The organism is Robiginitalea sp. SC105 (assembly GCF_014243345.1).
Lineage (GTDB): Bacteria > Bacteroidota > Bacteroidia > Flavobacteriales > Flavobacteriaceae > Robiginitalea.
This window is the reverse complement of record NZ_JACLZF010000002.1, coordinates 1,222,865-1,235,749: the sequence shown is the minus strand read 5'-3', so window position 1 is coordinate 1,235,749 and position 12,885 is coordinate 1,222,865. Positions and strand designations below refer to the sequence as shown.

Annotated in this window: 13 protein-coding genes; 8 read left to right on the top strand and 5 right to left on the bottom strand. The window is 54.2% G+C overall.

Annotated elements, in window-relative coordinates; genetic code table 11:
• Positions 1-30: 30 nt before the first annotated feature.
• Positions 31-2,259: a DUF5916 domain-containing protein gene (locus H7F20_RS14470; RefSeq protein ID WP_185786875.1), complete on the bottom strand. Its 2,229-nt coding sequence runs from the start codon at positions 2,257-2,259 to the stop codon at positions 31-33.
• 171 nt (positions 2,260-2,430) lie between these two features.
• Here H7F20_RS14470 and H7F20_RS14465 point away from each other — a divergent pair, with 171 nt between their 5' ends.
• The 4 genes from H7F20_RS14465 (at position 2,431) to H7F20_RS14450 (ending at position 5,680) form a co-directional block, all read left to right on the top strand.
• Positions 2,431-3,315, top strand: a complete 885-nt coding sequence (locus H7F20_RS14465; protein WP_185786874.1) for a carbon-nitrogen hydrolase — start codon at positions 2,431-2,433, stop codon at positions 3,313-3,315.
• Positions 3,312-4,364, top strand: coding sequence for an agmatine/peptidylarginine deiminase (locus tag H7F20_RS14460; protein ID WP_185786873.1), 1,053 nt, complete (start codon positions 3,312-3,314; stop codon positions 4,362-4,364). The genes H7F20_RS14465 and H7F20_RS14460 overlap by 4 nt, the downstream gene beginning before the upstream one ends.
• A 157-nt stretch (positions 4,365-4,521) precedes the next feature.
• Positions 4,522-5,136 carry a protein-L-isoaspartate(D-aspartate) O-methyltransferase gene (locus H7F20_RS14455; protein WP_370588530.1) on the top strand — a complete coding sequence of 205 codons (615 nt, stop codon included), beginning with the start codon at positions 4,522-4,524 and terminating at the stop codon, positions 5,134-5,136.
• 115 nt (positions 5,137-5,251) lie between these two features.
• Positions 5,252-5,680 carry a peptidylprolyl isomerase gene (locus H7F20_RS14450; RefSeq protein ID WP_185786871.1) on the top strand — a complete coding sequence of 143 codons (429 nt, stop codon included), beginning with the start codon at positions 5,252-5,254 and terminating at the stop codon, positions 5,678-5,680.
• Between the two features lie 69 nt (positions 5,681-5,749).
• On the opposite strand, the gene H7F20_RS14445 is transcribed toward H7F20_RS14450, so the two are convergent.
• Entirely contained in the window at positions 5,750-6,553 is an 804-nt protein-coding gene (locus tag H7F20_RS14445; protein ID WP_221898785.1) for a hypothetical protein, read from the bottom strand.
• A gap of 185 nt (positions 6,554-6,738) precedes the next feature.
• On the opposite strand from H7F20_RS14445, the gene H7F20_RS14440 reads away from it, so the two are divergent.
• From H7F20_RS14440 to H7F20_RS14425, 4 genes are all read left to right on the top strand, one after another.
• Entirely contained in the window at positions 6,739-8,016 is a 1,278-nt protein-coding gene (locus tag H7F20_RS14440) for an aminotransferase class V-fold PLP-dependent enzyme (protein WP_185786869.1), read from the top strand.
• A gap of 78 nt (positions 8,017-8,094) precedes the next feature.
• A complete protein-coding gene (locus H7F20_RS14435; protein ID WP_185786868.1) occupies positions 8,095-8,817 on the top strand; it encodes a hypothetical protein in 723 nt (240 codons plus the stop codon).
• Positions 8,818-8,979: 162 nt separating this feature from the next.
• The gene (locus tag H7F20_RS14430) at positions 8,980-9,294 is read left to right on the top strand and encodes a helix-turn-helix transcriptional regulator (protein ID WP_185786867.1); all 315 of its coding nucleotides are present in this window, start codon (positions 8,980-8,982) and stop codon (positions 9,292-9,294) included.
• A gap of 161 nt (positions 9,295-9,455) precedes the next feature.
• Positions 9,456-10,133 carry a flavodoxin reductase gene (locus tag H7F20_RS14425; RefSeq protein ID WP_185786866.1) on the top strand — a complete coding sequence of 226 codons (678 nt, stop codon included), beginning with the start codon at positions 9,456-9,458 and terminating at the stop codon, positions 10,131-10,133.
• 105 nt (positions 10,134-10,238) lie between these two features.
• Here H7F20_RS14425 and H7F20_RS14420 read toward each other — a convergent pair whose 3' ends face one another.
• The 3 genes from H7F20_RS14420 to H7F20_RS14410 form a co-directional block, all read right to left on the bottom strand.
• Complete coding sequence (locus H7F20_RS14420) at positions 10,239-10,787, bottom strand: DUF4251 domain-containing protein (RefSeq protein ID WP_185786865.1); 549 nt, start codon at positions 10,785-10,787, stop codon at positions 10,239-10,241.
• 76 nt (positions 10,788-10,863) lie between these two features.
• Positions 10,864-11,190: a hypothetical protein gene (locus H7F20_RS14415; RefSeq protein ID WP_185786864.1), complete on the bottom strand. Its 327-nt coding sequence runs from the start codon at positions 11,188-11,190 to the stop codon at positions 10,864-10,866.
• A gap of 102 nt (positions 11,191-11,292) precedes the next feature.
• Positions 11,293-12,885 (bottom strand): hypothetical protein, encoded by a 1,593-nt coding sequence (locus H7F20_RS14410; RefSeq protein WP_255444107.1) that lies wholly within the window; start codon positions 12,883-12,885, stop codon positions 11,293-11,295.

Below are 12,885 nucleotides of genomic sequence, written 5' to 3'. Positions count from 1 at the left end.
TAAATACAAGATTCTTTATTCGAAAGACTCCTAATTCAGGATGTCGAATTGATGGGTGTATTTAATGGTTACCACCTGGTTGTCCAGCGCATCGATCAGGTCGTCGTCCCGGACCACGTTGAATACCACAAACAAGCCCGTATTGGCACTTTGCAGCCATCCCAGGCGCGCATTGACGGAGGTGATGTTGGACACGTTGTTCCGCTGGATCAGGCTCTGTATGAACAGGCGGGGGGTAAAGGAATAGGCCAGACGCAACCCGCCCACTACAGCGGTCACATCCCCGCTACCCAGGCTGATGTCGTTGTGGCTGAAGGTGAGGGAGGATACGAATTTGTCCCCCACGCGGTAGTTTGCCGTGCCGCTGTTGCTGACGCGCTTCCCGTCAAAATACCCCCCGATAAAGGTGCGCGTACTAAGGGAGAACGCATTGTTGGGGTTTGTAATAACCACCAGCTGCAGTTCCTCGTTCGGATATTCGCCCACCGGAACGTTCACCCCCGCAATTTCAAATGGCTGAAAAACCTGCTCATAGGTCAGGTTGATTCCCGTATGTACCTCGAAGCCGCTCCGGAAAACCCAGTGGTTGTCGATATGCCAGAAACCGGTTTGCTGGTTGCCGTCAAATCCCCAGTACCCCCTGTAGGAGGTGTGCGGGCGTATTTCCAGCAACTGCCCGGCGTCCTTGAACCGATGTGCCTTGAATATGAGCAATTCGGGTTTGCGGAATGCGGTGCGCTGCAGGAAGCCGACTTCCGGGTTAAAGCCTTCCCCTACTTCGGTGTATCCTGCACTGAGATTCCAGCCGCCCCATTCATAATTGGCAAGCAGCTTAAAGGCGTGGTCGTTGGATTCGACACCCGGGGTGGTGCTTTTGGCCACATAGCCGTTTACTTCTGCCTTGTTGCCGATGCCCCATTTCCCGTCAATCGCATAAACCCGGTTGTAGTCGTCTTCGGTGGCCCCCAACCCGGACCGGCTCACAAAGATCCCCCCGAGGGAAGACCGGGTCCCCGGAAAGTTGTGGTTTACGCGGGCCACGGAAAAATTGTTCTCTTCGATACCGGCTTCGTCCACCGACTCGGTGAACATGCTGAGCAGGCCGACATTGGTACTCCCGACCTTGCCCGAAAGCCTTGCACCCCCGATAATCGGGACCACGCTGCCATCATCTGCCAGGCCGATGCGCCGGCTGAAAAACAAGTCCACCTCCCCTGGGCTCCCCACGGTGAATTGTCCGGCGTTCTCCAGGAAAAAAGCGCGCTTTTCGGGAAAGAACAGGTTAAAGCGGTCCAGGTTTACCTGCTGGTCGTCCACCTCCACCTGGGCAAAGTCGGTATTATAGGTCAGGTCCAGGGTCAGCCCGGGGGTAATGCTGTATTTGATGTCGGCCCCGGCTTCAAAATCCGTGTTGGTTTCGGTGGGGTCCGTGCTGCGGTCGCGGCTCAATTGCCCAAGTACGTATGGGATGAGCTTCAGGTTGCCCGGGCTTACCAGGTCCAGCCCGGTAAGCTGCCCGGCCAGGGAGAGCCGCTTGAGGTCAAAGCCCAGGGGGAGTGTGGTCCAATAAGCCGTTTCGGTGCGTTTGGCAATGTTCCGCTGAAAATTCAGCCCCCAGCTCTTTGCTGACCCGCTGGCAAAACGCAGGGAGCGGAAGGGAATTGCAAATTCCGCGCTCCAGCCGAAGTCACCCACCCGGGTGCGAACCGTCCATGCTGCATCCCAATTGAGGTTTGTCCCGCCGATTACACCGCCCTGTTGCCGGTTGGCATTGAAATTCCCCTTGCCCTCATTGTTTATCTGGGCGTCGTATTCCATTCCCTGGGGGTTCGTCCCGAAAAGGAAGCCGTTCTGCCGGTCGTTGTACGTATCGATGATAAAAAGGAAGCTGTCCTCGTCATTCAGGTCGGCATCCCTTCTCGAATCCGAAACCACGATGCGGTCCGGTTCCGTATCATAACAAACAACGGCCACGTAAAACGTGGATTGGGAGAAGGCCACCCGCACGGCCGTACGTTCCGATACGGGTTGCCCGTAGTTGGGCCGGATTTGCCGGAGGTCCTCAATGGCGGGTACGGCCTGCCAGACCGGGTCGTCGAGTACGTCCCCGTCCAGGGCGGGCTCCTGGTCCAGGGAAACGGCCTGGTAGGAGGGGGCCTGATTGGAGGTCGTGTCGGATTGGGTGCCTTGCTGGGCAACCATGGGATATTGCGCCCACAGGCCTGAAATCGCCAGGCAGATAAGCCGGAAAATCTTCATTTTTGATCAGTTCGTTAGTCGGGTAAATATAAAATTTAATCCCTAACGGGTTTCCATTTTTTGCCCCCTGTAAGCGATGCGCCGATTGAAACCCCGGGGATTGGCGCTTCCCTTGAAAGGACTGTATCGGGAGCGGATATTTCGCTACTTTTGGGTTGCAAAACAAATCCGATGAAGAATTACAGAATTTCCGTAGTACAATTAAACCTCAATGATACCCCGGAAGCCAACCTCGAAAAATGCCTGCATTGGGTAAGAAAGGCAGCTAAGGAAGGGGCAGAGGTGGTCTGCCTCCCGGAGTTGTACTCGAGCCATTATTTCTGCCAAAGCGAGGATACCGGGAACTTTGCCCTGGCCGAACCCCAGGACGGCCCGTCATACCAGAGTTTCAGCAGGCTGGCCGGTGAGCTGGGGGTTGTGGTGATCGTACCGTTTTTCGAAAAACGGATGTCGGGAATCTATCACAACAGCGCCCTGATCATTGATTCGGACGGCAAGAAGGCCGGGCTCTACCGCAAAATGCACATCCCGGACGACCCGCATTATTACGAAAAGTTCTATTTCACCCCAGGAGACCTCGGTTTTATGAATACCCCGACCCGGAAAGGGAATATCGGCACCCTTATCTGCTGGGACCAGTGGTACCCGGAAGCAGCGCGGCTTACGGCCCTCAAGGGGGCCGATGTCCTGTTCTATCCCACCGCCATCGGCTGGCACCCCCACGAAAAGGAGGCTTTTGGCGAACGGCAGTACGGGGCCTGGATGAACGTCATGAAAGGACATGCCGTGGCCAATGGGATCTATGTGGCAGCGGCAAACCGGATTGGCCTTGAAAAATACCTGCCGGGAACGGCGGGGATCGAATTCTGGGGAGCCTCCTTTATCGCCGGGCCCCAGGGCGAAATACTGGCCCAGGCCTCCCATGACAGGGAGGAGCTGCTGCTCGCCGAAGTCGACCTCAGCCTCCAGGAGGATGTCCGGCAGAACTGGCCCTTTTTCCGCGACAGGCGCATCGATGCCTATGGGGACCTTACCCAACGTTCCCTCCGGCCATGAGGCGGATGCCGGCGGAATGGGAGCCGCAGGAGGGTATTTTGTTGTGCTTTCCGCATAATGGCCGGGACTGGCCGGGCAAGTACGGCGCCATCCAATGGGCGTTTGTGGAATTCATTTTGAAAATAACCCGTTGGGAAACCGTCTTCCTGATTGTCAGGGACCCTACCCAGGAGGAACGGGTTACCCGGATGCTCGAAAAGGCGCATGTTCCCATGCGACGCGTGTCCTTCATCACCAGGCGAACCGACCGGAGCTGGATGCGGGATTCCGGGCCGATTATCGTGGAGCACGCGGGCAGGAGGGAGGCACTGGCCTTCCATTTCAACGCCTGGGCCAAATACCGGAATTTTAAATACGACAGGGGGGTGCCGGCGGCCGTTGCCGGACACCTCGGGCTGGGCCTGTCACAGGTTACCCACAAGGGCAAACCCGTGGTGCTTGAGGGCGGAGCCATCGATGTCAACGGCCAGGGCAGCTTGCTGACGACGGAGGAATGCCTGCTCCACCCCGAGATACAGGTGCGGAACCCAGGGTTTGGCAAATCGGATTACGAAGCCGTTTTCCGGGAGTACCTGGGGGTGACCAACACCATCTGGCTGGGAAACGGGGTTGCCGGGGACGACACCCACGGCCATATCGATGACCTCGCCCGTTTTGTCTCTGCCGATACCATTGTCGCCATCCGGGACCAGGATCCGGAAAGCCCCAACTACCATGCACTGGAAGACAACTGGGCAAGGCTGGAAAATGCAAGATTGGAAACCGGAAGGAAGCCAAACCTCGTGGCCCTGCCGGTACCCCGTGAAATCCTTTTTGATGAAGTTTCACTTCCATCAAGCTATGCCAACTTTTTGATATTAAATAAATTAGTTCTTGTTCCAACCTTCAATGATCCCATGGATCGCATCGCTCTGAATACACTGGCCGGATGCTTTCCGGGGCGGGAGGTAATTGGCATGGGGTGTACTGACCTTATCTGGGGTTTTGGCACCCTCCATTGCCTGAGCCAGCAGATTCCGGCGGCCCGGGATGGATCCGTGCCGGTTTGATACCTGCTATCAAGCCCTCTGGATTCAGAAATTTCCGTGAGTTTTCGTAACTTATTGGTATACGAATCCCATGAAATACTACGTCCTGGTGCTACTCTGTTTGGGTTTTCTTAATTCGGCCCGTGGCCAGCCCGACTACGCAGAACTTCGGGAGCGCATGGTGCGGGAACAGCTGGCAGGGCGGGATATCGGGAGCGCTGCCGTGCTACGGGCCATGCGCCGGGTACCCCGACACCTTTTTGTGCCGGAGGCCCGGCAACGAAACGCCTATGAAGATACCCCGCTGCCGATAGGCGAGGGGCAAACCATTTCCCAGCCTTACATGGTCGCGTTTATGACGCAGGCACTCCACCTGGGTCGGGGGGATAAAGTCCTGGAAATAGGCACCGGTTCGGGCTATCAGGCAGCCGTTTTATCCCAGCTGACCGATTCTGTATATACCATTGAAATTGTGGAACCCCTGGGGGAAGCCGCCAGGACGCGGCTGCAGGAATTGGGATACGGGAAGGTCCAAACCCGGATAGGAGATGGATACAACGGCTGGCCCGAAGAAGCCCCGTTTGATGCAATCATCGTAACGGCCGGTGCAGAGGAAATCCCGCAGCCATTGGTGGATCAGTTGGCAGCAGGGGGGCGGATGGTCATCCCAGTGGGCCCCCACCGGGGGGTCAGGGACCTGGTACTCCTGAAAAAAAGAAGGAATGGCAAGGTGGTGCAGGAATCCCTGATGGCCGTCCGGTTTGTCCCCTTTACCCGTAAAAACCGGCCATAGCCCTTGCGGCATTTCCCCCCAAAAAGGCTAAAAATCGGGGATTTATTCGTCTAACCCATTTAGTACCACTACCTTTGCAACTCATTAGCAAAAATTCAGCATATAAAATTCAGTTATGAGTAAAGTTAAAGCGAATGATATGGTCCGGGTACATTACACCGGGAAATTGACCAACGGGGAAGTCTTCGACAGCTCCCTGGAACGGGAGCCCCTGGAAGTCAAGCTCGGAGAAGGCAGCCTGATCCCGGGATTTGAAAAAGGACTCGTGGACATGTCGGTCAATGAAAAGAAAACCATTACCATTCCGAAGGAAGAGGCATACGGCGAAATACGGAAGGAACTTTTCCAATCCGTACCCAAAACCGAACTGCCGGAAAACATTGAGCCTTCTGTGGGGATGGGCCTTGTAGCCCGCGGGCAGGACGGCTCGGAACGCCAACTCCGTGTTGCCGAAGTAAACGAAGATAGTATTGTGGTAGATGCCAACCACCCGCTGGCCGGGCAGGACCTGGTGTTTGACCTGGAAGTGGTGGAGATCAAATAATAGGACCGCCCTTTATGAATATGTAACCGCCCGGCGCTTCCGGGCGGTTTTTTTATGGTTTGTCCGAAATTACTGCCCGTAGGTCCTGAAGAAATCGAGCCCGTCGCGGATGCCCTCAATCCCCAGAATATAACAGGTTTCTGACAGATCTGAAAAATCCAGCCCGCCCGCCTGAACGGAGGTATTGAGATAGCGCCCGTCCATGCCGTTATACCGGTGGCCGAGTTCGATCGCCAATTCCCAGATACCTTCCAGTTCCGGGTCTTTAAGGTAGTTGCCCAGGGGAATGGCCTCATCGGAGCGAAACCCCGGGGAACCATTGTCCACGGCATTGCCGTCCGGAATCTTGATATAATCCGCAAATTGCTTGACATACGACAGGCTCTCCTGGGATGTCACCTCTTCGTTCCAGTCGCTGTGCTGAACGATGTGGATCCTGTTCCGGGTATCGAGGTCCGGATTCCTTTCGCGGATCTGCCGCAGCAGGGCTGCTGAAAAGTCGGACTGGCCGGCTTCGGGTATCCATATGTCTCCCCCCGCGTCGAGGGTTTCCTTTGCCTGGATGTACACCTCCAGCAAGGCACGCCCGAAATCCGCATGCGCATCGGACCATTGGTCCCCGAAGGCCACATCAAACAGGGGGTTCGGCGGCACGTACAATCCTTCCTGTACGCCATAGGCACCAGCAACTGCGTAAGCGTGCACGCCATTGAAATTGGGATGCCGGAGCAGGGTCGCCATGGCTGCAACCGAATGCAGGTCGTCTATGTCCGTTTTGCAATCGAAATTTGCCAGCAGGAGGTCCTTATCCTGGTCAAAGGCCACCCTGGGCACCTCCTGGGAGGAAACAACGGGCGAAATTGTCAGTGCCATAAGCACAAATAGGTAAATGAAGTAGCAGCGCATCAGATTTAAGTTTTTTTGAAGATAGCAAAAGAAGCGGAATCCTGAAGGATAGCAGGACGATCGAATCGTTGAGGTGGATCGTATTTTTCAGACAGGCCGGGGAAGCGATTTTTCGCTATTTTTAAATCCAATCAACCTCAAAACCAATGTCCATGAAAACCCGTCGGGAATTCCTCAGGAACGGCTCCCTGGCCTCGCTGGCCCTGCCATTCCTGCATTTTGATCCAAAACGCAACTGGTCGCTGGAGCGCCTGGTAAATGCCCCTGAGAAAGGGGATGCCTATTGGGACCTCGTGCGCAGGCAGTTTCCGCTGAAGGAGGGCCAAACCTATTTCAACAACGGCACAATGGGCCCGACACCGGGGTATGTATTGGAAAAAATGATCCAGCACATGCTCTACTGGAATACGGAGGCGGCCACCGTCGATTATAAGGATGGTTCTGGCCCCGAACTCCTGAGCGGCTACTTCCCGTACGTCGATTTACGGGAACGTCTCGCTAGGATCGTCAATTGCGATTACAGGGAAATTTCCATCACGCAGAATGCGACCGTGGGGATGAACTTTGTCGGGATGGGGCTGGAACTCGGGGCAGGGGATGAGCTGCTGAACACCAACCAGGAGCATGGCGGGGGATTTGGAGCCTGGCAGTTGCTGGCCAAGCGGAAGGGATGCGTCTATAAGCAGGCCCTGTTGCCGGAACCCGCCAACGACCCGGGGGAAATTGTCGATGCCATATTCCGGGAAGTCACCCCGAGAACCCGGGTGATCGCAATACCACACATCGTATCGGGCTATGGCACGGTGATGCCGGTTAAAGCCATTTGTGAGGAAGCGCGCAGGCGGGGTATCTTCACGGTACTGGACGGGGCCCAGTGCGTGGGGCACGTGGCGGTTGACGTAGCGGATATCGGGTGCGATGCCTATTATTCGAGCCTGCACAAGTGGCTGCTGGCACCCCCGGGCAGCGGACTGCTCTACGTGAACAAAAACGTTTCCGGGAGCATCTGGAGCACGCTGGCAAGCTATAACTGGGACAACCAGGAAGACCCCGGTTTCCGGCTTATGCAAAACGGCACGGGCAACCCGGCCCAAATGGTCGGGTATTCGGCGGCAGTGGACTTCTTCAATACGATAGGGGAGGCGGCCTGGCTGGAGCGAATCAAGGAATTGGGGATGTATTTGAGAAACGGCCTGAAAGCCCTCCCGAACGTGACAATCCATTCATCCACCAACGAGGAACTGGCCGCAGGCATTACAACCTATGAAGTCTCCGGTATTTCCGGCCCGGACCTCCAACGGACGATGTGGGAAAAGAAACGGCTGCAACCGCGTTCGGTCGGGGAACGGATGATCCGGCATTCCGTACACATCTACAATTCCAAATCCGAGATCGACCAGGCCCTGGAGGTGATCCAAAGCCTTTCCTGAGATTTTTTTTCACCACCAGGACCGCTGAACTCCAGCAATTGCCACCGGGTTATCCTTTGGGCCTTAAAGCCATTCCGTTTGGGTGCATTTGCATTTTCCATTCAGGCACCTGCTCAGTCCCTGTATGAAAAAGGGAAGATCCAAATCAATAAGCGCAAGGTGCTGGATGCCTATATACAGATCGACTTCCGGTTTCCCCAAAGATTCCAGGAGGACATTACCTATATCGAGGAAGATGCCTTTTTAAAGTGGCAGAAGACGGGAAAATTAAAAAATAAGCACAAGATAAAGCTGAAGCTCAGCAAATTTGAAGGCTTTACGCTGGAAAACGGCAAGGTTTTCGAGGTAGTGTCCTATGCGGACCTGACCAAGAAAAAACTGGGCATGCTCCCAAAGAAATTGTGCCTCGAGCGCATTGCAGACGGCAAGGTCAAAGCCTATAAACTTTACAGCCATACCACGGGCAAGATATCCCATGAGCTGGCCGATGTGGTCTTTGAAAGCAAAATGAACAAGGATTACCTGCTGATAGATTATATCCGGGACAATTTTCAAATCCTTGTTCAAAAGGTTGGTGAGCACAAGAATCCCCGGAACCTTCAAAGTGCCAATCTGCTGACCCTCATTGGTGACGACGACCGGGTACGCACCAATTACGATCAAAATCATTACGGTTTCCGGGACCAGTTTGTGGAGCGCCAGAAATTCGGGGTGATCGTCAATCAGGAATATGAAAAGGCATTCCTGAAGATGCTGAATGATTACAACGGCCCTGGAATGTCCACCGCAGGAACCGACTGAGCACCATCCACCAGGCATCAGTTTAAATCGGGCTTCCAGGCCCGATTTTTTTATTCACAAGGCCGGTAAGAAGTCCTTGGACATAGGCTCTCAGCCCTTTATTTATGGTATTATTTGCGAAGCTGAATGGCTTCATGTATATTTGCTGCAGATATATGGCTTATGGACCTCAGAAGGGACGTTTTTCAGGGAATTGCCGATCCGACAAGGAGGGAAATCCTAAAAATAATAGCCCCTGAGGCGATGGCATCCGGGGAAATTGCCCTGCATTTTGATTCTGCGCGACAGACGATCTCCAGGCACCTGAAGATCCTTTTGGAATGCGGGCTCCTGGATCAAAAAAGGCAGGGGCGGGAAATCCTGTACAGCCTCAACCCGGGGAAAGTCCGGGAAATCGCCGACTTTATCCAACCGTTGCGTCAGTACTGGGACGACAGGGCCAATACGCTGGAGGAATTGATGAAATACTATGATTGATATCGTGACCCGGCATGAAAGGCCCGATCCGGCATAAAGGACCTCGTTTTGAGATTGGACAGTACCTTGCGGGGTAAACGCTTGGATTAAACATTTCATTAACAGGCAGCGGCAAAAAAATTCCTTAAGTTCTATTAGAACCTGACCGCAAAACCCATTGAATGGATCATACCATAACTATCAGAAAAATAGAACCAGTAACGCACGATGTCCTGCGGATTGTCGCCGACAAGCCAGCCGGATATGCATTTGAGCCGGGGCAGGCCACAGAGCTGTCGATAAAAAAGGAAGGGATCCCGGAAGAAAAGCGACCGTTTACCTTTACAAGCCTGCCCGGGGACACGGAATTGGAATTCACCATAAAAATGTACCCGTCACATGACGGGATGACCGAAAACCTCGGGGAACTCGAAACCGGTGATTCACTGGCAATCGGCGACTCCTGGGGCGCAATAAAGTACGACGGGCCCGGGGCGTTCATTGCCGGCGGTGCCGGAATCACGCCTTTCATCGCCATCTTAAAGGACCTTAAGCGCCAGGGAAAATTGGCAGGGCATAAATTATTTTTCGGGAATAAATCCGAACGGGATATTATATATCAAAAAAACCTGAGGGCCTGGCTGGGCGATGATTTCTACAATATCCTCTCTGAGGAGGACCATCCGGATTTTCCGCAAGGATACATCAACCGGGAGTTCCTCAGCGAAAAAAACCTGGATGCCGGTGCCGGCAAAAAGGTTTATCTGTGCGGACCTCCGGCCATGATGGATGCGGTTGAGGCGGATTTGTTCGCTATGGGTATTTCCAGGAGCCAACTGGTCATGGAAGGATTGGAATAACAACGGGCTGTTCCCGGTTCTACTGCCAATTGGCAATTGTACTATAATTTATATTATGTCAAATAGAAAAATTCACAATCATCAGTGGCTCGTTATCGGTATCCCCTACGACCTTTCAGGTATTTCCCTGATGTTGCCTGAAAAACGAATGACATTGCGCTGCGGGCTGAAGACGGACAATTCAGCCCTGCCGTTGGGAAGGACATTTAACAGCATCCTGAAGCGCTCATAACCCTCCTGTCCGAAAAACTCCATCCTGTATCCCTTGTTTGTCCGGGCCACTTGATAATCGTCTGCGCTGGTATTGAGTTCAATGCCGCTGCGGTTTTGATAATCACTGACATTGTAGCGTTGCCCGAAATACGGCAAATACGTTTCTAAGGAATCCCCCTGCAGCGACAGGTAATACCCTTCCCCGGTGACGTTTATGCGATACCGGGATCCGCTGCGGATCGGAGCGGCCTGGGCCGACAGGGGCTGTACATGCTCTACTTCAAAATACAACGCCTTCCCCTCCACCATCCGGTCGAAGTTCGCCTGCTGTTCAGCAGAAACAGGGGCTGCAGCCTGGCAACTGCCCAATAGCATCACAATAGCGGCCACCCAGACGCCGTACAGGATCACAAAGACGAAATTTCGGTTTAATCGCTTCATAATTGACTGAAATTATGAAGAATACAGCAAATACTTTGCCAATTATTTGCTAAAAACCACCAGGGTCCGCTCCGGATTAATTTTCGGGGTCCCGAAGGGCTGCAGCCTGGTCTGCTTGAAGGTATTTGACCAGCAGCCGGGATTCCTTCCCCCGATAGGCATCCCGCATGATCCGGTAACGCCTGGCCTCCGGGATATCCAGGGTGTCCAGCTGTGCTTTTAGCTCATCCATGCGAATGCGGCGCAGGGAATTGAGCACATGGTGTTCCGGTTGGAATTCCAGCATCACCGGGCCTGCCTCGGCCTCCGCGCGCTGAATGGAATCGAGTTGGGGCGCTGTTTGGGCCTGAAGCAGCCCAAAAAACCCCATGCAGCAACATACTGCGCAGCATATTCGTTTCATCTCAGAAAAGTGTTCTGAGATTTAAATTACCGGGTTCCCGTGCAATTTGCCAACATACCGGTTAAACAGCCTAAAAAAACGTTCGTTTTTACCGCTGCGCCCCTAGCGGCCTTTGAGGGCTGCCAATCTCCCCCCTGCCTGCTTTCCAACGGAGCCCGTGGCCAGGGATTGAACTTTTTCAAACGCAGCCCTGGCGCCTTCCAAATCGCCTTTCAGGGACAGTATTTCGCCCTGACGCAACCAGACTCCTGGGGATTCCGGGAAAAATTCCAGGTTCAGGCTGTTGACGTATATCGCTTCGTCCAGACGCCCGCTCTCCATCAGACGGGCGGCTGTCTGATCAAATTCGCCTTCAAAATCAAAAAACCGGTAGTCCGGGTCTTCCACCATTTTTGCGGCTTCTTTTCGTACCGCCTCCAGGTCGCCTCCCATAAAGAGTTTGGTCAGATGCTCCATGGGGTCGCAAATGAAAGTCGAATCGTTGAATGCCAGTGCTGCCGCCAGGGCGGGGTCCTGGTTGCTGCGGTACTGTTCAAAGGTCATTCCTGTTGCAACATGCGGCGCCAGCCAATCGGCATTCTCCCATTGGGGCTTATCCTGCCACCAGGCAAAGGAGAGATACGCATTGATTCCGGAGTTGGGCAGGGTAACCGGACGATTGTCGCCGTAGAAATTGACATTTTCGCTCGTAGGTTCCCCGATGAATATGGCATTGGTATAGGTGCTCAACTCATTGACCAGGTTCATGCAGGCCGAAAATGTGCGCCGGCCGATGATGACCATAAACTTGCCGGGTGCGTCGATTTTGCTGCGGATAATCCCCTTGATAATGGGTTTGTTTTTGTAATTGTTGCCCCCGCCGTTCAGGCGTACATCCAGGATGAGCTTATCCACCTCATGGGATTCGATAAACTGGAACAACCGGTCGTAGAATGCCGGGATGTCCTCCCCTTCTTCGTCCTGAATCTGGCTGTGCCGGACATAGACGGTTTTTTCTTCGGGCAGGTACTGGTAGTAGTAAATTTTGTCCAGGTTTTTCAGGTAGAGCGGAGTCTGGGACAAGTCCCTGGATTCCACCCATTCCTCCCCCGGGACCACCATCCCGTATTGTCTTGGGAAACGTTCGGCGGGTACGGACCTTACTGTGGCTTCAAACAATTTGCCGTCTCTTTCGAGGCTGAGCCGGATTTCCTGTTTCAGGGACCCTGTCACCCCCTGGGCGTGGAGGAATTCCGGGTAGGTCAGGTAATGGATGCCATAAGCCTTGGTAAATTGCTCATTTTCAGCAGGTACTACCGGAAGCATACGTTCCAGCACTTCCGCGATCGGCATGCCCTCGATTGCCAGCAGCCGCGCACCCGCGAGTTGCTCGTAATCCCGGTGCACGCCCTGCAGATAGATGCCGTCATCGTAATGGTAGAAGACCAGGGGCAATTCGTGATAGGGTATTTTCCCCTCCCAGTAGCCCAACACGGTATGCCCGTAGCCAAAGGATGCCACAATCCGGGCCAGGCCTACCAGGATCTCATGCGGGGCAAGCTGTGGGATCGCCTCGTCCAATTCGGTAACAGCCCTGTCAAAATCCTCCGGGGTGATTTTCTTGAAAAGGAAGGGATAGTCGGTGTGGACCGTATGCTTCAGGAGCGCCAGGTCCTGTTGCCATTGGACGGCCGTCAGGTCCTCCTGGGCCGGCAT